Consider the following 25633-nt stretch of genomic DNA (forward strand, 5'->3'; position numbering starts at 1 on the left):
CGGCAGCCCAGCGTCCCGCACCCCCGGCGCCTGCGCCGCAAGCCCGCCCGTCCGCGCGTGCGGCCGCCGCAGACGACGTTGCCGCGCCCGATGAAGAATCGACCGCCTGGTTCGACGACGCCCCGGCGCCATCGCGTCCCGCACCGGTCAGCGACGAAGCCATCGCCACCATGGACTGGACCGCCCTGAAGGCCGCCGTTTCCAGTTGCACCCGCTGCACGCTCTGCGAAACCCGCCGCGCCGCCGTCAACGGCCGTGGCGCCGACAACGCCACCTGGATCGCCATCGGCGCCGCCCCATCGCGCCTGGACGAAAAGGAAGTCCAAACCATCTCCGGCGAATCCGGCCAACTGCTGGACAACATGCTGAAGGCCATCGAACTCAAGCCGAAAGCCGACGTCTATGTCACCAGCCTGGTGAAGTGCCGCCCAGCCAATCCGGACGGCACCGACCGCGCGCCAACCGCCGAAGAATTCCTGGCCTGCCGTCCCTACCTGGACCGCGAGCTGGCGCTGACCGGCGCCAACATGGCCATGACCTTCGGCCAACTGGCCGCCAAAGGCCTGATGATGGGCCCGGCCGCACGCGGCAAGGTCATGCGCTACGGCGCCGCCAACCTGCCGGTGGTGGCGACTTATCATCCGGACGATCTGCTGCGCAAGCCGGAAGACAAGGCCAAAGCCTGGGGCGACCTGTGCCTGGCGAAAGCCAGCCATGGCTGACCAGCCGCCCGGCGCGCCAGCCACGCTGCCGCCGGGCGCTTCCTGCCAGGCCATTTTCGAAAGTCGCTGGCCGCACCTGCACAATCCGCACGTGCGTGCGCTGGCATGGCTGCTGGACGCGCCCGACCTGCTCGATCCCGCTGCGCCGCACTGGCAAGGCCGCATCGCCACGCTCGGCGCGCTGCCGCCAGCCACCGTCGCCTGGCTGGCCGCGCTGGAGCAAGATCCGTCGCCACTGGAGGCGGCACTCGGCGGCAAACACTATTCGCGCCTCGGCCTGTACGCTGAAAAGCTGATGGCGTTCTACTTCGCCGAGCGAGGCCAACTGGTCGCCCACGGCCTGCAAGTGCGCGCCGACCGCACCGACACCATCGGCGAATTCGACTTCCTGCTGCGCGAAGGCGAAGACCTGGTCCACATCGAATTCGCCACCAAGTTCTACCTGCTCGACGCGGGCAGCACCGGCGGCGACTTCAACGGTCTGATCGGCCCTAACCTGGCCGACACGCTGGGTGTCAAGATGCGCAAGATTTTCGACAAGCAGTTGTCGCTGTCGCAGCATCCGGCCGCACAGGCCTTGCTGCCGCAGCCGGTCGCGCGCGCGCAGGCGCTGGTCAAAGGCTGGCTGTTCTATCCGGACGGCGCACCGCCGATGCGGGGCATCTCGCAGCAGCACTGCCACGGCTTCTGGATGACGCAGGAACAGGCGCAAGACCTGCCGGCGCAGCGCTACGCCATCATGCCGCGCCTGCAATGGCTGGCGCCGCTGAAGACCGTCGACAGCATCGGCAAGGACGAACTTTTGGCCGCAGTGCAAGACGCCGCCGCGCCAGTCATGGTCGCGGCGCTGCGGGAAATGGGGGAGTGGCTGGTGGAAGAACGCCGGGGATTCATCGTCCCCGACAGCTGGCGCGCGCAAGCCGCGCAGCGCCGCCAGGACGGCGTGCTGCCGCCTTAGTGCTTGGCTTCGCCGATCAGCGCGACCGAGTCGAACTCGCGCTGATTGCGTTGATGGCGACGCAGGATGTACAGCATGGTGCCGGCCAGGAACAGGCCGAACAGCAGAATGATGATGTCCAGGTTCAGGTGGGCGCGCAGCATCAGCGAGTACACCGCCAGCATCGTCAGGATCGACAGGTTCTCATTGAAGTTCTGCACCGCGATGGAATGGCCGGCGCTCATCAGCACGTGGCCGCGATGTTGCAGCAGCGCGTTCATCGGCACCAGGAAGAAGCCGCCCAGCAGCCCCACCAGCACCAGCAGCGGATAGGCCAGCTTGACCGAGGTCACCATCGTCATGCTCATCACAATCACGCCCATGGCGATGCCGACCGGGATCACCGTCAGCGACTTGCGCAGCGAAACGAAGCGCGCCGAAATCACCGCACCCATGGCGACGCCGATGGCGACCACGCCAACCAGGCTGGTCGATTGCTCGTAAGTCAAATGCAGGGTGCGGTTGGCCCATTCCAGCACAATGAATTGCAGCGTCTGCGCGGCGCCCCAGAACAGCGTGGTGACGCCCAGCGAGATCTGGCCCAGCTTGTCCTTCCACAGCATGCCGAAGCAGTTGGCGAAGTCGGTGATCAGCTTGACCGGATTGCGCTCCTGGTGGCCGTACACACAGCCGGTGTCGGGAATACGCGTATTGAACAGCGCCGCCAGCATATAGATGCCGACCACCACGCACAGCGCGGCCTGGGTTGGCGTCTCGATGCCGGTGTCGATCAGCGGCATGTCAAAGCCCAGCAGCACCGACGACACGCGGTCGCCCACCAGCGCGCCGCCCATAACGGTGCCGAAGATGATAGAAATAACCGTCAAGCCTTCCACCCAGCCATTGGCCGCGACCAGTTTTTCCGCCGGCAGCAATTCCGTCAGGATGCCGTACTTGGCAGGCGAATACACCGCCGCGCCAAAACCGACGATGGCATAGGCCAATAATGGATGGACGTGGGCGAAAATCAGCAGGCAACCGCCAACCTTGATCAGGTTGGAGATGAACATAACCTTGCCTTTGGGCATCGAATCGGCAAAAGCGCCGACAAATGCAGCCAACAGCACGTAAAAAAGGGTGAACGACAGCTTCAGGAGTGGCGTGATCCACCCTGGAGATTTCATGTTGATTAACAGGTCGATCGCAACAAAGAGCAGCGCATTATCCGCCAGAGACGAAAAGAACTGCGCTGCCATGATGGTATAGAAACCACGATTCATTCTGGGATATGCCTGGAAAACTTATCTGGCTTGCTTTATACCATGCTTTGATCGTAACCCCCAAGAATTGAGCAGTGCGGCTACGGCCGCAGGCGTTAAAATAGCGGCTTCGTTTATTCCGCAGAAAAAGTCGTATGCCGAGGCCGATCTTAGCAACTATTCACGTTGATTCCATGAAGCAAAACTTGGCGCTCGCCAAGGCCAAATCACCGGGCGCCAGGGCGTGGGGCGTGCTGAAGGCAAATGGCTACGGTCACGGTCTGGAACGCGCGATGCGCGGTTTCGCCGACGCCGACGGCCTGGCGCTGATCGAATTCGACAACGCCATCAAGCTGCGCGAGCTGGGCTGGAAGAAGCCGATCCTGTTATTGGAGGGGTTCTTCGGCCCGGCCGATCTGCACACCATGGCCGGCTATGATCTGCAGGCGGCGGTGCACTGCAACGAGCAGCTGGAATGGCTGGAAGCGGCGGCGCCGCAACTGGCCGAGCGCCGCATCCGCTTCGACCTGCATCTCAAAATGAATACCGGCATGAACCGCCTCGGCTTTACGCCGGACGCGTTCGCGGCGGCGCATGCGCGCTTGAGCGCGATTGCCTGCGTCGGCAGCATCACGCTGATGACGCACTTTGCCAATGCCGACGACATCGACCATCCGCTGCTGCCGATCGGCGAGCAGATCCGCCGCTTCGAGCAGGGCGCGGCCGGCTTGCCGGGCCTGCGCAGCCTGTCCAATTCGGCCGGCGTGCTGCTGCACCAGGATCTGAAGAGCGACTGGGTGCGTCCCGGCATCATGTTGTACGGCGGCTCGCCGGGCGGCGGCACTGCCGATGCGTTCGGCCTGCAGCCGACCATGACCCTGACCAGCGAGATCATCGGCGTGCAGGACATCGCCGCCGGCGAAGCGGTCGGCTACGGCAGCCGTTTCCAGGCCGAAGGCCCGATGCGGGTGGGCGTGGTGGCGTGCGGCTATGCCGACGGTTATCCGCGGGTGGCGCCGGCCGGCACGCCGGTGCTGGTCGATGGCGTGCGCACCCGCCTGGTGGGCCGCGTGTCGATGGATATGCTGACCGTCGACCTGACCGACCTGCCGCAGGCGCGCCTTGGCAGCAAGGTCACGCTGTGGGGCCAGGGCTTGCCGATCGATGAGGTGGCCATTTCCGCCGGCACCATCGGCTACGAGCTGATGTGTGCGCTGGCGACGCGCGTGCCCGTGGTCGAGGGCTGAACGCATGGCCAAGGCTAAAACCAATTACACCTGCACCGAGTGCGGCGCCATTGCCAATAAATGGACCGGCCAGTGCACCTCCTGCCATCAATGGAACACGATGGTGGAGACGCTGGCGGAAACCGTCAGCAACAACCGATACTCGCAGCCGGCGCATCTGTCGCTGGCGCAGACCGCGCCGGTGCTGTCGCTGTCCGATATCGACGCCATCGATGTGCCGCGCTTCGGCACCGGCATCGAGGAGTTCGACCGCGTGCTGGGCGGCGGCCTGGTGGCCGGCGGCGTGGTGCTGATCGGCGGCGATCCCGGCATCGGCAAGTCGACGCTGCTGTTGCAGGCGCTGGCCAATGTGTCGCACCTGAAGAAGGTGCTGTACGTGTCCGGCGAGGAATCCGGCGCGCAGATCGCCTTGCGCGCCAAGCGGCTGCAGGTCGATGCCCGCGACCTGAAGTTGCAGGCCGAGATCCAGCTGGAGAAAATTCTCGGCACGCTGGCCGACCTGAAGCCGGAAGTGGCGGTGATCGACTCGATCCAGACCGTGTATTCGGACGCCTTGAGTTCGGCGCCCGGTTCGGTGGCGCAGGTGCGCGAGTGCGCGGCGCAGCTGACCCGCGTGGCCAAGCAGACCGGCATCACCATCATCCTGGTCGGCCACGTGACCAAGGAAGGCGCGCTGGCCGGCCCGCGCGTGCTGGAGCACATTGTCGATACCGTGCTGTATTTCGAGGGTGACAACCATTCCAGCTTCCGCCTGGTGCGGGCGATCAAGAACCGTTTCGGCGCGGTCAACGAGCTGGGCGTGTTTGCCATGACCGAGAAGGGCTTGAAGGGCGTGTCGAATCCGTCGGCCTTGTTCCTTTCGCAACATGACAACCAGGTGCCCGGTTCCTGCGTGATGGTGACGCAGGAGGGCACGCGGCCGCTGCTGGTGGAAATCCAGGCGCTGGTCGACGCCAGCCATCAACCGAACGCGCGCCGGTTGTCGGTGGGCCTGGAGCAGAACCGGCTGGCGATGCTGCTGGCGGTGCTGCACCGGCACGCGGGTATCGCGGCGTTCGATCAGGACGTGTTCATCAACGCGGTAGGCGGCGTGAAGATCACCGAACCGGCGGCCGATCTGGCGGTTTTGTTGGCAATTAATTCATCGATGCGTAACAAGCCGCTGCCGCGCGGCTTCGTGGTGTTCGGCGAGGTGGGCCTGGCGGGCGAGATCCGGCCGGCGCCGCGCGGGCAGGAGCGTCTGCGGGAGGCCGCCAAGCTGGGCTTCTCAACGGCGATGATACCGACCTCGAACGCGCCCAAGCAGCCGATTGAGGGCATGACCATCATCGGTGTTGACCGAATCGATGATGCGTTCAATAAGCTGCGCGAAATCCAATAACGTTGTATTGTTACGTGTTGTAATCGGTAATAGTATAAATTGTGTAACTAGAAGGAAGAGAAAGTGTTAGTCGATCAAAGGTCAGGGGCGCGCAAGATCGTGCGTTCGAAGGCAGTCGTGGTGATGGATGGCATGCCGCCCATGCAGGGGCGCACGCTCGACATCAACGGAAGTGGCCTGTCGCTCACGTTTGACCACAAACTGGCGGCCGGGGACGTTGGCATGGTGTCGTTTGAGCTGTTCGTCGAGGGCAAGGCCCAGGTGCTGAGCTGCCGCTCGCGGGTGAATTACTGCATTTTCAGCGGTGACCACTTCAAGATCGGATTCCAGTTCATGAATCCAGACATGGCCACCATGGCCACCATCAATAAATTCCTGCGTTAAAAACCAAACCGGGGTCAGAGCCGACATTCGGACACGAGCACAACCGTAGCGACCGCTACGGTTGTGCTCGTGTCCGAATGTCGGCTCTGACCCCGGTTGCGGGCCCGGTGTAGCGGGCGCGTGGCCGGATCAGGCGGTTGGCTTGCACTTGCTCCAGGGCGTGTGCCAGCCAGCCGACGCAGCGACCTGCAGCAAATAATACAAACGGTGCATCGGAGGGCAGGCCGCAGGCGGCGGTCAGGACGGCCAGCGCGTAATCGATGCTGGGCAGTTCGCCGGCCTGTTGTTCTGCTGCGACAGCCAGTTGTTCATGTGGTTGAACTTTCGGTAGCAGCTTGAGCAGGGCCTTGGCGCGTGGGTCGCCGTCCGGGTAGAGCGGATGGCCGAAGGCGGGCAGGGTTCGCTGGCTGGCCAGCCAGTGGCGGACGGCGTCGTCGGCGTTGCTGGCCCTTGCCTGAGCGACCAGTTCGGCGAAGGCGTTGGCGGCGCCGCCGTGCAAGGGGCCGGTCAGCGTGGTGAAGCCGGCCAGCACGCCGGCCGCCAGCGAGGCGCCGGTGGAAATGGCGACGCGGGTGGCGAAGGTGGAGGCGTTCAGCTCGTGATCGGCCATCAGCACCAGCGTGCGGCGGATCAGGTCTAGGTGCGCTTCGGCATGCCAGGCGCGGGCCAGGCGGGTGCTGACGGGCGCGTCCCGGCCAGCGGCGGACGACTTGCCGACCATGGCATCCACCAGCGTGGCAAGCACCTCTGCCGCTTCGGCCCGCAACGCGGCCGCAGGACGGCCTAGCGACGGCGCATCGACAGCGCTGCGACGGGCAAGCGCAAACAGCCCGGCCGCCAGCGCGCCATCCACCAGCTCGCCGCCGCCCGCACCATTGCTGCTTGCCGCCGCTTTGCCCGTGTCCGTGCAGCCCGCTGCCGCATCGCCGACGGGCGCCGCCGTCACACCGCGACTCGCCGTGGCCACATCGTTGCCGGCGCTGGCGGGCCAGATGGCGGCGGCTTCGCCTGGCGCGCATTCCCAGAGCAGGGCGGCGATGTCTTCCAGGCTGGCGCTGTCGGCCAGCGCGGTGGCGTCGCGACCGCGATAAAACAGGCGGCCGTCGGCGACGGTGGAGATGGCGGACGGCAGCACCGGATCGCCATACTGCATCGCCTCGCTGGAGACAATCTCCACCTTGCGCCGCCCATTGGCCCGGCGCGCCATGCGCAGCACGTCGTCACGATGGTAAAGACTGCGCCGCACATCCACTTCATCCGGCTTGGCGCGGATCTTTCCCCGGCTGACGTTGGCGTACAGCGTCTGCGGACGGACGTTGAGCACATCCAAAGCCTCTGCGGCGGTCATCCAGGCCATCTGCGCTTCCTATGTTGACACTTCAAGTCAAGATTGACGCTGCCGGACCGGCAGTCCTAAGCTGGCGCCAAGGATAACTTACCCGGAGCCGATATGCCTGATTCCCTGCTGAACACCGCGTGGTCCGCACTGGACCTGCCCGTCGCATCGCTGGACGCCGTGCAACTGGCAGGCGAGGGCGACCTGGCGTCATACTTTCCGGTGACGGACCTGGCGGCCGCCTCGGTCGGCGTCGCCGCGCTGGCGATACGCCAGCTGATGACAGCACAGGGCGTCCCGGCGGGACCGGTAACGGTGGACCGGCGGCTGGCGTCGCTGTGGTTCGGCTGGTCGATCCATCCGATCGGCTGGGAGCGTCCGCCATTGTGGGATGCGGTGGCCGGCGACTACGCCACCGCCGACGGCTGGATACGCCTGCACACCAACGCGCCGCATCACCGCGCCGCAGCGCTGGCGGTGCTCGGTGGCGCCGAGGAGCGCGAGGCCGTCGCCCGCGCGGTGGCCGGCTGGCACGGCCTGGCGCTGGAGGAGGCCGTCGTCGCCCAGGGCGGCTGCGCGGCGATGATGCGCTCGATGGCCGAATGGCAGGCGCATCCGCAAGGCATCAGCGTTGCCAACGAACCGCTGATGGCGTTCGCGCAAGCGGAAACGGCTGGCCGCCGCGAGTGGGCCTGGGCCAGCGGCCGCCCGCTGGCCGGCCTCAAAGTGCTGGACCTCACGCGTGTGCTGGCCGGCCCGGTGGCGACGCGCTTCCTGGCCGGCTACGGCGCCGACGTCCTGCGCATCGATCCGCCTGGCTGGAACGAACCCGGCGTGATTCCCGAAGTCACCCCCGGCAAGCGCTGCGCCCCTCTGGACCTGAAGCAGCCAGCGGACCGCGCCATCTTCGAAAGCCTGCTGGCCGAAGCGGACGTGCTGGTCCACGGCTACCGCCCGCAAGCATTGGAACGGCTGGGCTTTGGCGAACAAGTCCGCCGCCAGCTGAATCCCGGCCTGATCGACGTATCGCTGGACGCCTACGGCTGGACCGGCCCGCTCGCCGGCCGGCGCGGCTTCGACAGCCTGGTGCAGATGAGCTGCGGCATCGCCGAATACGGCATGCGGATGCAAGGCGCCGGCAAGCCGGTGCCGTTGCCGGTGCAAGCGCTCGACCACGCCACCGGCTACCTGATGGCCGCCGCCGTGGTGCGCGCGCTGATCGCCCGCCTCGCCGAAGCGCGCACGCTGCACGCCTGGCTGTCACTCGCCCGCACCGCTTGCCTGCTGACCGAAGCGCCGGCCGCCAGCCTGCCCGGGCGCGCGCTGACGCCGCCCAACGACCACGACCTCGCGCCGCACCTGGAACAAACCGAATGGGGGCCGGCGCGCCGCTACCTGCCGCCGGTGACGATTGACGGCGCGGAGATGGCGTGGCAGCGGCCGGCCAGCAGCCTCGGCTCGTCCGCGGCACACTGGCGCCGGGATTAGGGGTAAAATCCCTGCTTATTCACTGCTTTGGTGCAAGCGCTCATGTTGCATACTATGTAACCACCAACATGGCGGACCCAACATGACTACTATCAGCAATACGACCAGCTCAACCAGCACCGGCGTAACGACCGACGTCTACAACCGCGTCGCGCAAACCATGGCCCCGGCAACCACTGCGGCCAACAAGATCAACGCGTCCATCACCAAGGACCAGACCAAGCTGTCCGCGCTGGGCCAATTGCAAAGTGCGCTGGCCAGCTTCCAGAAGATCGCCGCCGGTCTGACCGGCGCCGGCCTGAGCACCACGGCCGCCAGCTCGGCCAAGAACGTGCTGAGCGCCACCTCGACCGGCACCGCCAAGGCCGGCACCTACGCGCTCGACGTCAAGCAACTGGCCCAGGGCCAGTTCCTGACCAGCGAAGAATTCGCCACCGGCACCGACGGCAAGGTCGGCAGCGGCGCCACCACCACCGTCAAGATCGATTTCGGCACCACCGGCGGCGACAAGGGCTTCGTCACCGGCGCCGCCAGCGCCAGCGTCACCATCGACAGCAGCAACAACACGCCGGAAGGCATCGCCGCCGCGTTCAAGGCGGCTGGCGTGGATGTCAGCGTGGTCAAGGGCGACAACGGCAAGTATTCGCTGTCGATCGACGGCAAGGACGGCGCCGCCAACAGCATGCGCATCAGCGTCAGCGGCGACGCCGCACTGAAGAACCTGCTGACCTACGATCCGACCGGCACGCAGAAAATGAAGCAGACCACCGCCGCCCAGGACGCCATCCTGACCGTCGACGGCAAGCAGATCACCAGCGCGAGCAACACCATCAAGGACACCGCGATCGGCGGCGCCACGCTGAATCTGGTCGGCGCGGGCAAGAGCGACGTCACCATCGCCGCCGGCGCCAGCCAGATCGGCGACAACCTGAAATCCTTCGTCGCCGCCTACAACGACCTCAACGCCAAGATGCTCAAGCTGCAAAAGGGCGATCTGAAGTCCGACACCGCGATGAACCAGGCCGTCAGCCAGATGAGCATGCTGCTGAAAACCGGCGGCGGCACCGTCTCGGTGAGCAAGCTGGCCGCCGCCGGCATCACCCAGGACAAGGACGGCAATATGGTGCTGGACGACAAAAAGCTGCAAGCCGCGCTGACCACCGATTCCTCGGCCGTGGCTGGCCTGTTCACCACCACCGACGGCCGCGGCATTGCCGACCTGCTGTCGGCCAAGGCCAGTGCGCTGACCTCGTCGAGCAGCGTGCTGACCCGCGAAACCTCGCTGACCACCAACGAAATCACCAACCTGAACACCAAGAAAGCCAGCATGACCAAGGCCCTGACGGCCCAGGCCAACGCCCTGGCGGCCCTGTACACCGCCCAGGCCCAGACCGGCGCCGGCAGCGCGCTCAACGGCACCGGCAGCGGCACCCTGTTCGACATGCTGGGCTGATTTCTAACGAACTCCTTGCATCCGGACGGGCTATGCCCGATCATCACGGCTTGTGTATGAATCCCATCTCGGAGGTGTTATGGCAGGGAAGTTCGTTGGTGCGGTGCTGGTCGCGGCTGGCTTGATGGCTGGCGCAGGGCAGGTGGCCGCGCAGGAGGAAAAAGTCCTCAATATTTATAACTGGTCGGATTACATCGCCGACGACACAGTGAAGAATTTTGAGAAAGAGACCGGCATCAAGGTCCGCTATGATCTTTTCGATAACAACGAAATCCTGAACTCCAAACTCGTCGCCGGCAAGTCCGGCTACGACATCGTGGTGCCGACCGCGCAATGGGCGCGCCTGCAAATCGACGGCAAGCTGTTGCGCAAGCTCGACAAGTCCAAGCTGACCAACCTGAAGAACCTCGATCCGGCGATCCAGGCCAAGCTGGCCAACATCGATCCGGGCAACGATTACCTGGTCGACTGGCTGTGGGGCTATACCACCGTCGGCATCAACGTCAACAAGGTCAAGGCCGCGCTGGGCAATATGCCGATGCCGGACAACGCCTGGGAGCTGATCTTCAATCCGAAGTACGCGGCCAAGCTGAAATCGTGCGGCGTGTCCTTCCTTGATTCGCCGTCCGAGGTGCTGCCGGCCGCGCTGATGTACGCCGGCAAACCGGCCTACTCGAAAAACGCCGCCAACTACGCCGAGGCAGGCAAGGTGCTGCAGGCGATCCGTCCTTACGTCACACTGTTCAGCTCGTCCGGCTACATCAACGACATGGCCAACGGCGCCGTCTGCGTGGCGCTGGGCTGGTCGGGCGACATCAACATCGCCCGTCAACGTGCGATCGACGCCAAGAACGGCAATGTGATCGAGGTGCTGGTGCCGAAGACCTCGGCCGCGCTGGTGTTCGACACCATGGCGATTCCGGCCGACGCGCCGCACCCGAACAACGCGCACCTGTGGATCAACTACATCATGCGTCCGGAAGTGCACGCCAGCCTGACCAACAAGGTGTTCTACGCCAATCCGAATGCGGCCAGCGTCAAGTTCGTGCGCAAGGATATCGCCGGCAACAAGACGGTGTTCCTGTCGGACGACGACAAGAAGCGCATGGCGGCGCCTGAAGCGGTGCCGGCGGACATCCGCCGCAATATCACGCGCATCTACACCAAGTTCAAAACCGGCGTGTAAACGATGAACGGCGCGAGGGGCGGTGTCCTGGTAGGGCACGCCACTGGCGCCGTAGGCTTCCGTGAAGCGGATTGCTATTCGTGATAGCGGTCGATCAACCTGTCTTTACTGCCGCGCATTTCCTGTATCAGTTCGTATACCACCAGGGCAATCATGCCCCCGAACATCCCCATGGTGAGCAAGGTGAACATCATGATGGCCTCCCCCGAGAGTTGATGCAATTAAACTTTAGCAGATGCGGGGGGCTTTGCAAGGCTATTTCACCACCAGGTCGGCCGCCATCACGGCCTTCAGGTACACACTCATCGGATCGCCCGGATCGCGTTGCGCGAACCACCAGGCGCTGGCCTTGCGGATGTCCCATTCCAGGTCGTCGCCGGTCAGCAGCATCGAGGCGACCTGGCCCAAGGTCGGCTGATGGCCGACCACCAGCACCGAATCCTTGTTGCCCGGCCAGTTGACCGCCTTCAGGATGTCGGCCGGGTCGGCGCCCGGCGCCAGGTCGGTGTGGATCTTGAATTTGCGGCCCAGCGCCTCGACCGTCTGCAGCGTGCGTACCGCCGGGCTGGACAGGATGCGGCAGCTGTCCGGCAATTGCGAGTTGAGCCACTGGCCCATGCGCCGCGCCTGCTTCTGGCCCTTGACGGTCAAGGCCCGCTCCAGATCGGTCATGCCGGGCCCGGCATCCTCGGCCTCGGCGTGCCGCCATAAAATGAGATCCATGCTTTTCTCCTGAGTCACATTTGAAAACAGATCCCGGCCGCGCACCTCCCGGCGCGCGTGATGGTCATTCACCCAGATGCGCGTTGGGCGTGCCCAGCGTCTCCATCAAATGCTGCTGGGCGCTGAAGCTGGTCTGCTTGCCGCGCGCCTTGCGGCGCTGGTAGTGACCGTCCGCTTCCAGTTCCCAGGCGTTGATATTGTCCTTCAAGTACGGGTTCAGGCCTTCGGCCAGCACCCGGCGCTTGAGCGCCTTGTCCAGGATCGGGAAGGCGACTTCGATGCGGCGGAACAGGTTGCGGCTCATCCAGTCGGCGCTGGCCAGATAGGTGTCATGCGCCAGGTCGTTGCGGAAGTAATAGATACGGCTGTGTTCCAGGAAGCGGCCGATGATCGACCGCACCTTGATGTTTTCCGACAGGCCCGGCACGCCCGGCTTCAGGGTGCAGGCGCCGCGCACGATCAGGTCGATCTTGACGCCGTCCTTGGAGGCCGCGTACAAGGCGCGGATCACCGATTCGTCCACCAGCGCATTGATTTTAACAATAATCCGGCCCGGTCGCCCGGCGCGCGCGATGCGTGCCTCGTTGCGGATGGCCTTGATGATTTCGTTCTGCAGCGCGAACGGCGCCAGCCACAAATGGTTGAGGCGGTGCGGCTTGGTCAGGCTGGTCAGGTGGATGAACACCTCGTTGACTTCCTGCGCTAGGCCGGCGTGGCAGGTCAGCAGGCCGAAGTCGGTGTAGAACTTGGTCGTCGTCGGATGGTAGTTGCCGGTGCCGAGGTGGGCGTAGTAGCGCAGCTTGTTGTCTTCGCGGCGTATCACCAGCGCCACCTTGGCGTGGGTCTTCAGGCCGACCACGCCGTACACCACCTGCGCGCCGGCCTGTTCCAGCTTGTCGGCCCAGTTGATGTTGGCTTCCTCGTCGAAGCGCGCCTTCAGTTCGACGATGACGGTGACTTCCTTGCCGGCGCGCGCGGCGACGATCAGCGCTTCCATCAGGTCCGAGTTCATGCCGGTGCGGTAAATCGTCTGCTTGATGGCGACCACGGCCGGATCGAGCGCGGCGCTGCGGATGAAATCGATCACCGTCTGGAACGACTGGAACGGGTGGTGCAGCAGGATGTCGTTCTTGCGCAGCGCGCTGAAGATGTCCTGGCTGCCGGGTTTCTGCGCGAAACCGGGGAAGAAGGGCTGGAAGCGCAGCGCCGGATTGTCGACGTGGTCCATGATCTCGTTCAGGCGCACCAGGTTGACCGGGCCGTTGACCGCGTACAGCCGGCTCTGGTGCAGGCCGAACTGGTCGAGCAGGAACTGCGACAGCTCCGGCGGGCAGTTCATCGCCACCTCCAGCCGCACCGAGGCGCCGAACTGGCGGCCCAGCAGCTCGCCCTTCAAGGCCTGGCGCAGGTTCTTGACCTCGTCCTCGTCGACCCACAGGTCGCTGTCGCGGGTCACGCGGAACTGCGAATAGCCGATCACCTCGCGGCCGGCAAACAGGTCCGAGATGTGCGCATGGATCACCGACGACAGCAGGCAGAACGAAATGCCGCCGTTCTTCGACAGGTGGTCCGGCAGGCGGATCACGCGCGGCAGCACGCGCGGCGCCTTGACGATGGCGATCGCCGTGCCGCGCCCGAAGGCATCCTTGCCGGTCAGCGACACAATAAAATTGAGGCTCTTGTTAACCACCTGCGGGAACGGGTGCGCCGGATCGAGGCCGATCGGCGTCAGCAGCGGCCGCACCTCGTTGTCGAAGTATTCCTTGACCCAGGCGCGCTGCGCCTCGTTGCGCTCGTTGTGGCGCACCAGGTGGACGCCGTTGGCGGCCAGTTCGGGCAAGACTTCGTTGTTCAGGATTTCATATTGATGCGCGACCAGCAGGTGGCATTCATTGCTGATGCGCGACAGCGTGGCCACCAGGGCAGGGTGGGCGGCCAGCGAACCGTCGGCGGCGCCGGCCGCCAGCAGGCTGGCCACACGCACCTCGAAGAACTCGTCCAGATTGCTGCTGGCGATGCACAGGTAGCGCAGCCGCTCCAGCAGGGGAATGCTTTTGTCTTCCGCCTGCGCCAATACGCGGCGGTTGAACATCAGTTGCGACAGCTCCCTGTCGAGGAACGCCGAGTTCTTATTTACTTCCGCATGCAAGTCAGGCTTCATGTCTTTTTGATCACTTTGCAGGTTACCCCATTCTATCCTGTTTAAGGGGAGAATGATTGCAACAGTGTAAAGAAGAAATATGACAAGCCCGTGACAAATCATGTCATAAATGGCTGCCGATTATGACAAGCGGGCGTAACATAGAGTGGCAACGCGGCCTGTTTACAGAGGGAAGCGGGGTCCTGGCGAATATTTTTGAAATATTTTGGACATGTCATAAACATGTCATATTCGACCGTTAGACTGCGCAGCATCCTAACCTGTCATAACAAAGGACTTGAAATGCGACTGAAACAATTGATCTCTTCCCTGGTGGTTGGCGCAGCAGCTGTAATGGCTTTCTCGTCGGCTGCTCACGCCGCCGATATGACCGGCGCCGGCGCTACCTTCCCATACCCAATCTACGCCAAGTGGGCCGAGTCGTACAAAGCCGCCACCGGCAACGGCCTGAACTACCAGTCCGTCGGTTCGGGCGCTGGCATCAAGCAGATCAAAGCCAAGACCGTCGACTTCGGCGCGTCCGACATGCCGCTGACCGCTGCTGAACTGGACGCTGAAGGCCTGATGCAGTTCCCAGCCATCATGGGCGGCGTTGTGACCGTGGTTAACCTGGACGGCATCACCCCAGGCCAACTGAAACTGACCGGCCCGGTCGTGGCCGACATCTACCTGGGCAAGATCACCAAGTGGAACGATGCCGCGATCGCCGCACTGAACCCAGGCGTGAAACTGGCTGCCGAAGACATCACCGTGGTGCACCGCGCCGACGGTTCGGGCACCTCGTTCCTGTTCACCGACTTCCTGTCGAAAACCAGCCCTGAATTCAAAACCAAGATCGGCGCTTCGACCGCTGTGAAATGGATCGTCGGCGTGGGCGGCAAGGGCAACGAAGGCGTCGCCGCCAACGTGCAGCGCATCAAGGGTTCGATCGGCTACGTCGAGTGGGCCTTCGCCAAGAAAAACAAAATGCAGCACACCCAGCTGAAAAACAAGGACGGCAACTACCTGCAGCCTGACGACGAGTTCTTCAAGGCGGCTGCCGCCAATGCCGAGTGGACCAAGACCCCAGGCTTCGGCGTGGTGCTGACCGACCAGGCTGGCAAAAACTCGTGGCCGATCACCGGCGTGTCGTTCATCCTGATGCACAAGGCACAGGCTGACGCAGCCAAAGGCAAGGAAGTCGTCAAGTTCTTCGACTGGGCCTTCAAAAACGGTGGCGCCGCTGCTACCGAACTGGACTACGTTCCACTGCCAGCATCGGTGGTCAAGCTGGTCCAGGATTCCTGGAAAGCTAACCTGAAAGACGCTTCGGGCAAGGCAATCTACTAATCCCGACTGTCCCTTCGCCTCTCGCAGCACCGAGGCGAGGGGGTTAGCCTGCGCCGCCCAACCGGGCGCCGCAGGCTAGCTACCATCCACCGAGACAACAATATGAGCGCAGATATCACTTCCACGCCACTACCTAAACCGGAGCCGGCCATGCACATCAGCACCGCGCAAGCGACTGCTGCCGAGCAGGCCGCCATGCAAGCCATGCTGCGTACCATGCGCAAGCAGCGCATCCAGGATTTCTTCTTCCACAAGACCACCATGGTGTTCGCACTGTCCGTGCTGGCGGTGCTGCTGGGGATTATCATTTCGCTGATGGTCGGCGCCTGGCCGGCCTTCAAGGAGTTCGGCCCGGCCTTCATCACCACCGTCGAGTGGGACCCGGTCAACGACCAGTACGGCGCGCTGATCGCCATCGTCGGCGCCCTGGCCACCTCCGGCATCGCGCTGCTGATCGCCTTCCCGGTGTCGTTCGGCATCGCGCTGTTCCTGACCGAGATCTGCCCGGCCTCGCTGCGCCGCCCGCTGGGCACGGCGGTCGAGCTGCTGGCCGGCATCCCGTCCATCATCTACGGCATGTGGGGCCTGTTCGTGTTCGCGCCGCTGTTCGGCGACTACGTGCAGCCGTTCCTGAAAAACACCATCGGCCACGTGCCGCTGATCGGCCAGTTCTTCAGCGGCCCGACCATGGGCATCGGCGTGCTGACCGCCGCGCTGATCCTGGCCGTGATGATCATCCCGTTCATCTCCTCGGTGATGCGCGACGTGTTCGAGATCGTGCCGGCCGTGCTGAAGGAATCCGCATACGGCCTGGGCTGCACCCGCTGGGAAGTGGTGCGCAAGATCGTGCTGCCCTACACCAAGACCGGCGTGGTCGGCGGCGTCATGCTGGGCCTCGGCCGCGCGCTGGGCGAAACCATGGCCGTGACCTTCGTCATCGGCAACGCCAACAAGCTGTCGTGGTCGCTGTTCGCGGCGGGTAACTCGATCGCCTCGACGCTGGCCAATGAATTCGCCGAATCGGATACGCCGCTGCACACCTCGTCGCTGTTCGCGCTGGCGCTGATCCTGTTCGTGATCACCTTTATCGTTCTGTCCGCCGCCAAGCTGATGCTGGCCGGCATGTCTCGCAAGGAAGGCGTCAAATAATGAGCGCAACTCTGGAAAAAGCCGCGATGAACCCGGTGTACCGCAAGCGCCTGCTGATGCACCGCGTCGGCATCGCGCTGTCGGTGGCCGCCATGTCGGTTGGCCTGCTGGTGCTGGCCTGGATTCTGATCACCCTGATCATCAAGGGCTTCGGCGCGCTGAGCATCAACCTGTTCACGCAGACCACGCCGGCGCCGGGCAGCGAAGGCGGCGGCTTGCTGAACGCCATCTTCGGCAGCCTGATGATCGTCGGCCTGTCGACCGTGATCTCGACCCCGATCGGCATCCTGGCCGGCATGTACCTGGCCGAATACGGCGAGGACAACAAGGTCGCCAGCATCACCCGCTTCGTCACCGACATCATGCTGTCGGCACCATCGATCGTGATCGGCATGTTCGTCTGGGCCATGTACGTGGCCACCGCCAAGCACTATTCGGGCTACGCCGGTTCCGTGGCGCTGGCGCTGATCGCCGTGCCGGTGGTGGTGCGCACCACCGACAACATGCTGCGCCTGGTGCCGAACAGCCTGCTGGAAGCCGCGTTCGCCCTCGGCGCGCCGCGCTGGAAAGTGGCGATGATGGTGCGCCTGCGCGCCGTCAAGGCCGGCGTCATCACCGGCGTGCTGCTGGCCGTGGCCCGCGTCTCCGGCGAAACCGCGCCGCTGCTGTTCACCGCGCTGAACAACCAGTTCTTCAGCTCCGACATGAACGCGCCGATGGCCAACCTGCCGGTGGTGATCTACGGCTACGCCATGAGCCCGTATGACAACTGGCGTGAACTGGCCTGGGGTGGCGCGCTGCTGGTCACCTTCAGCGTGCTGGCGCTGAATGTTGTCTCGCGCACCCTGTTTGCCCAAAAAGCCCCGAACTAATTAAATAAAGCGAATCCATACAATGAATACGCAACTGAACCAGGAAAACGTCATCGCCATGAACGGCAAACGCAAAACCATCGAGATTTCGGGCCTGAATTTCTTCTACGGTAAAACCCAGAGCCTGCACAATGTCAGCCTGGACATCCACGAGAAACAGGTGACGGCCTTCATCGGTCCGTCTGGCTGCGGCAAATCGACGCTGCTGCGCACGCTCAACCGCATGTACGACCTGTACCCGGGCCAGCGCGCCGAAGGTTCGATCATGTACCGCGGCCGTAACATCCTCGAAGGCGGCCAGGATCTGAACATGCTGCGCGCCAAGGTCGGCATGGTGTTCCAGAAGCCGACGCCGTTCCCGATGTCGATCTACGACAACATCGCCTTCGGCGTGCGCCTGTACGAAGACCTGTCGAAAGGCGAGATGGACGAGCGCGTCGAATGGGCGCTGAAAAAGGCCGCGCTGTGGACTGAAGTGAAGGACAAGCTGAGCAAGAGCGGCCTGTCGCTGTCGGGCGGCCAGCAACAGCGCCTGTGCATCGCGCGCGGCGTCGCCGTGAAACCGGACGTGCTGCTGCTCGATGAGCCGACCTCGGCGCTGGACCCGATCTCGACCTCGAAAGTGGAAGAACTGATCTCCGAGCTCAAGCAGGACTACACCATCGCCATCGTGACCCACAACATGCAGCAGGCCGCGCGTTGCTCGGACTACACCGCCTATATGTACCTGGGCGAGCTGGTGGAATTCGGCGAGACCGACCAGATCTTCATGAATCCGGCCCGCAAGGAAACCCAGGATTACATCACCGGCCGCTTCGGCTGATCACCTTTATAATATTAGAATTGAATTGGAGAGCAGCATGATCGGTGAGCATTCATCCAAACAGTACGACAACGAACTCGAAGCCATCCGCAGCAAGGTGCTGCTGATGGGCGGCATCGTCGAGACCCAGTTCCTCGACGCCATGACCTGCTTCCGCATCGGTAACTCCGAGCGCGCCGACCGCGTGATGCGCGAAGACGACGCCGTCAACCAGCTGGAAGTGTCGCTGGACGACGCCTGCAGCCACCTGATCGTGCGCCGCCAGCCGGCCGCCAACGACCTGCGCACCATCATGGCGACCATCAAGGTCATCACCGACCTCGAGCGCATCGGCGACGAGGCGACCAAGATCGCCCGCGTGGCCAAGGCGCTGCACGGCCGTGGCGCGGTCACCGTCAACCATTACGAAATGGTGCGCGGCATCGCCAACAACACCAGCGACATGCTGCACGACGCGCTGGACGCGTTTGCCCGCAACGACGGCAAGCAGGCGCTGCAACTGATCGCCCAGGACGCCGTGATCGACCACGAGTTCCGCTCGATCATGCGCAACCTGATCACCTTCATGATGGAAGATCCGCGCACCATCTCGGCCGCGCTGGACACGCTGTGGGTGGCCAAGGCCATCGAGCGCATCGGCGACCACGCCAAGAACATCGCCGAGTACGTGATCTACGTGGTGGAAGGCAAGGACATCCGCCACACCAAAACCACCGCGCCGGTGCTGGAAGACGAGCCTGAGCAAGCTAAGTAATTACAAAAAATCTAATGGCATCTGATAAAACTACTGTATTGATCGTAGAAGACGAACCGGCGATTGTCGAACTGGTGACGTTTTCGCTGCGCGAAGCGGGCTGGAACTGCTGCGCGGTGCAAAGCGCCGGCGAGGCCTGGGACTTCATCCAGACCAAGACCCCGCAGCTGATCCTGCTGGACTGGATGCTGCCGGATTCGACCGGCCTGCGCCTGCTGGCGCGCATCCGCTCCGACCGCCAGTTCAACGAAATCCCGGTCATCATGCTGACCGCGAAGAGCATGGAAGAAGACAAGCTGGCCGGCCTGAACAGCGGCGCCGACGACTACGTCACCAAGCCGTTCTCGCCGCGCGAGCTGCTGGCCCGCGCCAAGGCGCTGCTGCGCCGCAAGGCGCCGGAGCACGCGCAGTCGACCATGCGCGCCGCCAACATCATGCTGGACCCGGTCAGCTGCACCGTCTCGATGGACGACCAGAAGATCGACATCGGCCATGCCGAATACAAGCTGTTGAAGTTCCTGCTGGCGCATCCGGAACGCGTGTTCTCGCGCAGCCAGCTGCTGGACAAGGTGTGGGGCGACCACGTGGTGATCGAAGAACGTACCGTCGACGTCCACGTGCTGCGCCTGCGCAAGGCCTTGAAAGAGGCCGAACACCTGATCAAAACCGTGCGTAGTGTAGGCTACATGCTGTCGGAAAAAAACTGAGTTTCAAATGAATCCAAAACTGGTGTTCTGGGTGCCTGCCGCGCTGCGCACCGCCATTATCCTGGCGGCCTGCGCGCTGGCCGGCTGGATGTTCGGCTGGAAGACCGGCCTGGTGCTGGCGCTGCTGGCGATGATCGCGCTGGTGTTCACCCAGCTGTCCTATCTGTACCAGTTGAGCAACTGGATGGACGATCCGCAGAGCGCCAAGCTGCCCGATGGCTGGGGCGAGTGGACCAACATCTTCGCGCGCCTGTACCGCATGCGCCGCGACGACGAAAAAAACCAGACCGAGCTGACCGAATGGCTGGCGCGCTTCCGCCAGGCCATGCACCTGCTGCCGGATGGCGTGGTGATCATGGACGACGTGCTGTTCCTGGAATGGTGCAATCCGGCCGCCGAACAGCATCTGGGCCTGAGCAACGACCGCGACAAGGGCATGCGCGTGACCAACCTGGTGCGCAACCCGGACTTCATGGATTACATCATCCTCGGCCGCTACGAGCAGCCGCTGACGATCAGCTTCCGCGAGCGCAAGCTGATCGTGCACATCATCCCGTTTGAAAACCGCCGCCAGATCCTGGTGACGCACGATGCGACCGAAACCGAGCGCATCGAGGAAATGCGCCGCGACTTCATCGCCAACGCCTCGCATGAGCTGCGCACGCCGCTGACGGTGATCGTCGGCTTCCTGGAAATCGCCGCGCAGGAGGGCCTGGACGCGGCCACCCGCGCCTCGCACCTGAAGCTGATGACCGAGCAGGGCCACCGCATGCAGCACCTGATCGAGGACATGCTGACCCTGTCGCGCCTGGAGTCGGTGGATTATCCGATGCGGCCGGAATCGGTCGACGTGCACCAGCTGATGGAGCAGGTGCTGCGCGATGCGCGCGCGCTGTCGGCCGGCAAGCACGAGATCACGATGTCGGTGAACGGCCCGAATGTGCTCGGGTCGTATGAAGAACTGCACAGCGCCTTCGGCAACCTGGCGTCCAACGCGGTACGCTACACGCCGGCGGGCGGCAAGATCCACCTGGTGTGGAAAGAGTACGACGGCGGCGTCAAGTTCATGGTGGAGGATACCGGCATCGGCATCAGCCCGGAACACATCTCGCGCCTGACCGAGCGCTTCTACCGCGTCGACAAGAGCCGCTCGCGCGAAACGCAGGGCACGGGCCTGGGCCTGGCCATCGTCAAGCACGTGCTGCTGCGCCACAGCGGCACGCTGCAGATCAAGTCGGAGGCAGGCAAAGGCAGCAGCTTCATCGTCTGCATTCCCAAGACCGCCGTCGTGGCGCAGCAGCCGGAGCTGCTGCCGGGTTAATCCTTCAGATCGGGCGGCACTTTGCCGCCGTTCTGCGCCAGCTTGGTCATCACCTGGCGGTGCAGCCAGACATTCATGCTGGCCGGGCTGTCGGCGTCGCCGGAATAATACAGCTCGCGCGCCAGCGCTTTACGCGATTGCAAACTGCTATCCAACTCCAGCAAATGCAGCAGGTCGACGATGGACGTGCGCCAGCTCAACGGCGTCATGGCGTGGTCCGCCTTGTCGTTGAAGAGTGCCTCCACGTCCACCGCCATCGCTGGCGATGGCGTGAACACCTTCTGCAAGATCTGGTTCAGCATGTTGCTAGGTTCGGGCGAGTTCCGAATTAAAAAACGCGGTGACGCGCTCGACCACGCCAGGCGTGTGTTGCTCGGCGGTGGCGGCGATTTCTTCCATCTGCGCCGGTGTGATTTTTTCCGTTTGCTCGGGCGTGACGCGCGGATGCTGGTCGTCGCCGAAGTCGCCGATGCTGGCGGCCAGCGAGGCCACCATGTCATGGCTGACATTGCCAAGCAGGCGATTGACGATATCGGCCCGTTGCGTGGCGTTGCTGAGCAAGAACAACTGGCTGATGGTGTGGTCGGAAGTGACGGTCATGTTTGGCTCCTTGGGGTCTATGGAAAGAAGCTAACCGTCGCGCCGGAAACAGTCTGTTCGCGGCCTAACGCAGGTCCGTCATGGTAAATTAGCCATCCATCGTCACGGAGCGCCAACCATGCCCGTTTTTACTCCTGATCAGCTAGTCACCGAGGTCAGTCCGGTCCAAGGTTCCGCCGAACCGAACCAGACTCTGTGGATCAGCGAGGCTGGTGAACTGACGCAGTTTGGCGCGTTCATTGAAGTGCTTCAGCCGGGCAGCAGATCGTCCATCAAGCACTGGCACAGCGCGGAAGACGAGATGGTCTACGTCCTGGCCGGCGAAATCACGGTAATCGAAGGCGCGACCGAGACCGTCCGGGCAGCCGGCATCCAGCCCGTATTAAAAGGAGGCGCGTCATGAGCAAATACCTGATCTCTTTCCCCAGCGCGGCGATGGACGTTCCTGATGGCGAACTGGAGGAGGTGGGCCGCGCGGCGCACGCCGTGGTCGAGGCGGCCAAGGCCGCCGGCGTCTATGTGTTTGCCGGCGGCATCAACGAAAGCGTGCCCCCGGCGCTGGTTGCGGCCGACGGCACGGTCACCGAAGGCGGCTATCCATGGGCGCCGACGCTCAACGGTGGCTTCACCGTGCTGGAACTGCCATCGCGCGAGGAAGCCGTCGCCTGGGCCGCGCGCATGGCGCAAGCCTGCCGCTGCGCACAGGAACTGCGCGTCTTCCAGTTCGATCCGCAATCCTGACCGCACCGGGCCGATCAAACAGTCGGCAGAACGCTGAAGGAGTCGGCGCTGGACTCCGCTTCCTCAACCGCAACGCCATCGATGCGCGAAGCCGGCGGTCCCTTGCGCGCCCAGACAATGATCGCCTCGACCGCCGCCGCATCGCCATCCACCTCGGCCTCCACCGAACCATCGCGCCGATTGCGCACCCAGCCGCGCAAGCCAAGCGCCTCCGCCTGCCGCCTAAACGCAGCGCGATACCCCACGCCTTGCACCAAGCCAGTAATCACCAAACGTTTAGCCATGTCATCTAGCCCTTTTATAAAGTACTGCGTCCCTTCATCGCCAACTGGCAGCTGTGCAAGACATCGTCATACGAACGTGAGACGTGATCGGCGTTGGGGAAGACGCAGGTTTTCAGATCGGGATTTTCGAATGGGCTAGGCAGCAGCAGGGCGAAATGCTTGGCGTGCGGCAGGCGCTCGTGCAGCGCCGCCAGCATGGTGGTCATCTGCTCGCAGTCGTTGAGCGGATCGACGCTGACCAGCACGACGATCGAGACCAGTTCCGGCGAGGCGCCCGGCGGTGCCGGCTGGTCCAATTCGTCAAGATTGCGGCTGCGGGCGTCGATCTTTTGCTCGCGCAGGATGCGCACCAGGATCTCCGTCGCCAGCTCGGCATAGGAAGAACCCAGGCCGATGCTCAGCACCACGCTGCCGGCCGGCACATCGAACGATCCCTGCCACTCGCCGCTGGCGGAGATCCGCTGTTCGCGCAGTTCGCGGCCGATGCCGCCGCGCTTCAGCACGGTATTGCGCTTGCGCTTCCTCCACCACTTGACGCTGCCGCTCAACGCTTCGATCACGGCGATGACCGAGTTGGAGACTTTTTCCTCTTCCTGCGGCGTGATCGACCCATCCTTGAAATCGAAACTGGCCAGGTGCAGCGCCGGCAGCAGCACGCCATCGCAATATTCGGCCAGCGACTTGTGCTGCATGTAGCGCTTGGCGCTGGTGACGATTTCATGCGCGTCGCCCGATAGCGCGCGCTGGTAGAAATTCTGCGGCATGGTCAGCGCCGGCAGCTCGCCGAACATGATCTCCAGCACCTTCAGCGCGCGGATGTAGCGGCCCGCCACCACCAGGCACAGGGTCAGCGGCGTCGACAGCACCAGGCCGACCGGTCCCCAGATCCAGCTCCAGAAGATCGCCGACACCACCACCGACAACGGCGACAGGCCGGTGGTGTGGCCGTACAGCTTGGGCTCGATGGTCTGGGCGACGATGATTTCCACCGCCAGGAACAGGCCGAGGGTCATCAGCGCCGTGGACCAGCCCGGATCGATGGCCGCCGCCAGCAGCGTGGCGCAGAAAGCCGCCATCCACACGCCCACGTAAGGGATGAAGCGCAGCACCGCCGTCATGGTGCCCCACAACAGCGCCTGACCGAGACCCAGCAGGCTCAGGCCCAGCCAGATCGCCAGCCCGGTCGCCAGGTTCACCAGGAACTGCGAAATGAAGAAACGCGACAGGCGCTCGCCGGCGTCGTTGACGGCAATCGTGGTGGCGCGCAAATCGCCGCCGCCGGCCAGGCGGATGAAGCGGTCGCGCAGCGATTCATGTTCCAATAGTACGAAGATCAGCACCACGAACACGATGCCGGCGGTTTCCAGCGGCGGCCATACCGACGCCGCCACCTTGCCCAGCAATTGGAACGGCTTCAGCGCCGGCTCGTGGATTTCCACCAGCACCGGCGTCTTGGCGCTGCCGTCCGCTTGCAGCACCGGCGCCGGACCGTCGGCGTTCTCGCCGGTGAGATGATCGATCAACTGGCCCGCCGGACCGCCCAGGCTGCCCAGCGTGCCGCGCGTCAGTTCGTCGAGTGTCTCGATCTTGCTGGCGATGGTGTCCTGGTACTGCGGCAGGCTGGCGCCCATCACGCCCACCTGCTGCACGATCACCGCGCCAATTGCCAGCAGCGTCACCGTCACCACCAGCACGCCGGTGCAGACCGATGTGGTCTGGCCCAGTCCGAGATGCCGCAGCGCCCGCACGAACGGCGCGATCAGGAAACTGAAGATGAAGGCCAGCGTAATGGGAATCAGCACGTCGCGGCCGAAATAGAGCAGGGCCAGCACGGTGGCGGTGCCGACCAGGCCGGCCACGGCGTTCGGCAAACTACGGGAGGTAAGGGAATCAGACACCGTCAATCCTAGCCGGATAAGTAAAGCAGATAAAGTGCACCACGTTGAGCGTGATGTGGACCAGTATGGCGGCCTCGATGCGTTGCGTGCGGTGGTAAGCCCAAGCGTAGCCGAGACCTGCGATGGCAGCGAGTATGCCATATCGCACGCCGCCGCCAAGGTGAGCCGCGCCAAACAGCAGCGCCGACACGGCCACCGCCAGCCACGGTCCCCAGCGGAAGCGGTTCAGCGCATCCGCCAGGCAGGCTTGCAGCAGGCCGCGGAAGAAAGCTTCCTCCGCAATCACCGTGAACAGCAGGTTGACCGCCACAAAGGTCAGCGTTGGCCGGGGCAGCTTGACGTCGACGCCGACTACGCCGGCCATCAGCGCGAAGCCCAGGGTGGCCGCCACCGTCAGCGTCAGGATCGGCAGGGTCCGGCGCAGCACCGCGCCCAGTTCAGCCCAGGACGTCACGCGCCTGCACAGCAGGGCCAGCAGGATCAGTCCGACCGCGCCCTTGTCGAAATTCGCGTACAGCGTGAACGGCAGCGCGCCCGTCGACAGCAGCACGTGGTCCAGCAGCATCGGATTATTAAAGCCGGGCAGCTTGTGCATGGCCAGCGCCAAGGCCAGCACAACCGTCAGCACACCATAGACCAGGCGCAGCCAGCCGCGTGGCGCGCTGGTGCTGGCCCAGGCGGCGCCGGTCAGCACCAGCAGCGCGCTGATCGCCACCGGGTCCAGCACGCCGCCGACCAGGCCCCAGGCCATGGCCATGACAAAGAACAGCAGCCACAGCGGAGCAGGGCGCCTGCCGATCGATAACGGCGGCGCCCAGACCGTAGCCAGGGCCAGCGCCAACAGGAGAAATGCGGGGAATTGGAGTGTCATTGATTCA

At 63.9% G+C, this 25633-nt stretch carries 26 protein-coding genes; 17 read left to right on the top strand and 9 right to left on the bottom strand.

What is annotated here, in order from left to right; translation table 11 throughout:
* Window positions 1-722: uracil-DNA glycosylase (locus GJ695_RS17705; protein ID WP_154367023.1), on the top strand; the 722-nt coding region annotated here is incomplete at its 5' end.
* Window positions 715-1680 carry a DUF1853 family protein gene (locus GJ695_RS17710; RefSeq protein WP_154367025.1) on the top strand — a complete coding sequence of 322 codons (966 nt, stop codon included), beginning with the start codon at window positions 715-717 and terminating at the stop codon, window positions 1678-1680. The genes GJ695_RS17705 and GJ695_RS17710, both read left to right, overlap by 8 nt.
* Here the strand turns inward: GJ695_RS17710 and lplT are convergent.
* Complete coding sequence (gene lplT, locus GJ695_RS17715) at window positions 1677-2939, bottom strand: lysophospholipid transporter LplT (protein ID WP_154367027.1); 1263 nt, start codon at window positions 2937-2939, stop codon at window positions 1677-1679. The genes GJ695_RS17710 and lplT overlap by 4 nt on opposite strands.
* A 134-nt stretch (window positions 2940-3073) precedes the next feature.
* Between lplT and alr the strand changes: the two genes are divergently transcribed.
* The 3 genes from alr (at window position 3074) to GJ695_RS17730 (ending at window position 5930) form a co-directional block, all read left to right on the top strand.
* The gene (gene alr, locus GJ695_RS17720; RefSeq protein ID WP_154367030.1) at window positions 3074-4165 is read left to right on the top strand and encodes an alanine racemase; all 1092 of its coding nucleotides are present in this window, start codon (window positions 3074-3076) and stop codon (window positions 4163-4165) included.
* Between the two features lie 4 nt (window positions 4166-4169).
* On the top strand, window positions 4170-5546 hold the full coding sequence (radA, locus tag GJ695_RS17725) for a DNA repair protein RadA (protein WP_154367032.1): 1377 nt from the start codon (window positions 4170-4172) through the stop codon (window positions 5544-5546).
* Window positions 5547-5609: 63 nt separating this feature from the next.
* Window positions 5610-5930 (top strand): PilZ domain-containing protein, encoded by a 321-nt coding sequence (locus GJ695_RS17730; protein WP_166455272.1) that lies wholly within the window; start codon window positions 5610-5612, stop codon window positions 5928-5930.
* A 55-nt stretch (window positions 5931-5985) separates the two neighbouring features.
* Here GJ695_RS17730 and GJ695_RS17735 read toward each other — a convergent pair whose 3' ends face one another.
* Entirely contained in the window at window positions 5986-7254 is a 1269-nt protein-coding gene (locus tag GJ695_RS17735; protein WP_371866553.1) for a citrate synthase, read from the bottom strand.
* A 126-nt stretch (window positions 7255-7380) separates the two neighbouring features.
* Between GJ695_RS17735 and GJ695_RS17740 the strand changes: the two genes are divergently transcribed.
* The 3 genes from GJ695_RS17740 (at window position 7381) to GJ695_RS17750 (ending at window position 11393) form a co-directional block, all read left to right on the top strand.
* Window positions 7381-8754: a CoA transferase gene (locus GJ695_RS17740; RefSeq protein WP_154367036.1), complete on the top strand. Its 1374-nt coding sequence runs from the start codon at window positions 7381-7383 to the stop codon at window positions 8752-8754.
* Window positions 8755-8836: 82 nt separating this feature from the next.
* A complete protein-coding gene (gene fliD, locus GJ695_RS17745) occupies window positions 8837-10207 on the top strand; it encodes a flagellar filament capping protein FliD (RefSeq protein ID WP_154367038.1) in 1371 nt (456 codons plus the stop codon).
* 79 nt (window positions 10208-10286) lie between these two features.
* Window positions 10287-11393 (top strand): polyamine ABC transporter substrate-binding protein, encoded by a 1107-nt coding sequence (locus GJ695_RS17750; protein ID WP_154367040.1) that lies wholly within the window; start codon window positions 10287-10289, stop codon window positions 11391-11393.
* Window positions 11394-11648: 255 nt separating this feature from the next.
* Here GJ695_RS17750 and sixA read toward each other — a convergent pair whose 3' ends face one another.
* Together sixA and ppk1 are read right to left on the bottom strand one after the other, a co-directional pair.
* Window positions 11649-12116, bottom strand: coding sequence for a phosphohistidine phosphatase SixA (gene sixA, locus GJ695_RS17755; RefSeq protein WP_154367041.1), 468 nt, complete (start codon window positions 12114-12116; stop codon window positions 11649-11651).
* A gap of 64 nt (window positions 12117-12180) precedes the next feature.
* On the bottom strand, window positions 12181-14277 hold the full coding sequence (gene ppk1, locus GJ695_RS17760) for a polyphosphate kinase 1 (protein WP_154367043.1): 2097 nt from the start codon (window positions 14275-14277) through the stop codon (window positions 12181-12183).
* 282 nt (window positions 14278-14559) lie between these two features.
* Between ppk1 and pstS the strand changes: the two genes are divergently transcribed.
* The 7 genes from pstS (at window position 14560) to phoR (ending at window position 21232) form a co-directional block, all read left to right on the top strand.
* On the top strand, window positions 14560-15606 hold the full coding sequence (gene pstS / locus GJ695_RS17765; RefSeq protein WP_154367045.1) for a phosphate ABC transporter substrate-binding protein PstS: 1047 nt from the start codon (window positions 14560-14562) through the stop codon (window positions 15604-15606).
* Between the two features lie 150 nt (window positions 15607-15756).
* Window positions 15757-16755: a phosphate ABC transporter permease subunit PstC gene (pstC, locus tag GJ695_RS17770; protein ID WP_154367212.1), complete on the top strand. Its 999-nt coding sequence runs from the start codon at window positions 15757-15759 to the stop codon at window positions 16753-16755.
* A complete protein-coding gene (gene pstA / locus GJ695_RS17775; RefSeq protein WP_154367047.1) occupies window positions 16755-17627 on the top strand; it encodes a phosphate ABC transporter permease PstA in 873 nt (290 codons plus the stop codon). Before pstC ends, pstA begins: the two co-directional genes overlap by 1 nt.
* Window positions 17628-17649: 22 nt before the next feature.
* Window positions 17650-18450 (top strand): phosphate ABC transporter ATP-binding protein PstB, encoded by an 801-nt coding sequence (pstB, locus tag GJ695_RS17780; protein WP_154359866.1) that lies wholly within the window; start codon window positions 17650-17652, stop codon window positions 18448-18450.
* Window positions 18451-18487: 37 nt separating this feature from the next.
* Window positions 18488-19204 carry a phosphate signaling complex protein PhoU gene (gene phoU, locus GJ695_RS17785; protein ID WP_154359867.1) on the top strand — a complete coding sequence of 239 codons (717 nt, stop codon included), beginning with the start codon at window positions 18488-18490 and terminating at the stop codon, window positions 19202-19204.
* Window positions 19205-19218: 14 nt separating this feature from the next.
* The gene (locus GJ695_RS17790) at window positions 19219-19911 is read left to right on the top strand and encodes a response regulator (protein ID WP_154359868.1); all 693 of its coding nucleotides are present in this window, start codon (window positions 19219-19221) and stop codon (window positions 19909-19911) included.
* 7 nt (window positions 19912-19918) lie between these two features.
* Window positions 19919-21232 carry a phosphate regulon sensor histidine kinase PhoR gene (phoR, locus tag GJ695_RS17795; RefSeq protein WP_154367049.1) on the top strand — a complete coding sequence of 438 codons (1314 nt, stop codon included), beginning with the start codon at window positions 19919-19921 and terminating at the stop codon, window positions 21230-21232.
* Here the strand turns inward: phoR and GJ695_RS17800 are convergent.
* Window positions 21229-21534: a DUF3597 domain-containing protein gene (locus GJ695_RS17800; protein WP_154367051.1), complete on the bottom strand. Its 306-nt coding sequence runs from the start codon at window positions 21532-21534 to the stop codon at window positions 21229-21231. The two genes, phoR and GJ695_RS17800, sit on opposite strands and share 4 nt — an antisense overlap.
* A 4-nt stretch (window positions 21535-21538) precedes the next feature.
* Window positions 21539-21832, bottom strand: a complete 294-nt coding sequence (locus GJ695_RS17805; protein ID WP_154367053.1) for a hypothetical protein — start codon at window positions 21830-21832, stop codon at window positions 21539-21541.
* Window positions 21833-21950: 118 nt separating this feature from the next.
* On the opposite strand from GJ695_RS17805, the gene GJ695_RS17810 reads away from it, so the two are divergent.
* Window positions 21951-22235 (top strand): cupin domain-containing protein, encoded by a 285-nt coding sequence (locus GJ695_RS17810; protein WP_154367055.1) that lies wholly within the window; start codon window positions 21951-21953, stop codon window positions 22233-22235.
* Window positions 22232-22573, top strand: a complete 342-nt coding sequence (locus GJ695_RS17815; RefSeq protein ID WP_154367057.1) for a YciI family protein — start codon at window positions 22232-22234, stop codon at window positions 22571-22573. The genes GJ695_RS17810 and GJ695_RS17815 overlap by 4 nt, the downstream gene beginning before the upstream one ends.
* 14 nt (window positions 22574-22587) lie before the next feature.
* On the opposite strand, the gene GJ695_RS17820 is transcribed toward GJ695_RS17815, so the two are convergent.
* The 3 genes from GJ695_RS17820 to GJ695_RS17830 are packed head-to-tail and all read right to left on the bottom strand — an operon-like array spanning window position 22588 to window position 25626.
* Entirely contained in the window at window positions 22588-22857 is a 270-nt protein-coding gene (locus GJ695_RS17820) for an acylphosphatase (protein ID WP_154367058.1), read from the bottom strand.
* A gap of 14 nt (window positions 22858-22871) precedes the next feature.
* Complete coding sequence (locus tag GJ695_RS17825) at window positions 22872-24755, bottom strand: AI-2E family transporter (RefSeq protein WP_371866554.1); 1884 nt, start codon at window positions 24753-24755, stop codon at window positions 22872-22874.
* Window positions 24748-25626, bottom strand: a complete 879-nt coding sequence (locus tag GJ695_RS17830) for a CPBP family intramembrane glutamic endopeptidase (RefSeq protein ID WP_154367060.1) — start codon at window positions 25624-25626, stop codon at window positions 24748-24750. The genes GJ695_RS17825 and GJ695_RS17830 overlap by 8 nt, the downstream gene beginning before the upstream one ends.
* Window positions 25627-25633: the final 7 nt, after the last annotated feature.

Source organism: Duganella alba (assembly GCF_009674495.1).
Taxonomy (GTDB): domain Bacteria; phylum Pseudomonadota; class Gammaproteobacteria; order Burkholderiales; family Burkholderiaceae_D; genus Rugamonas; species Rugamonas alba.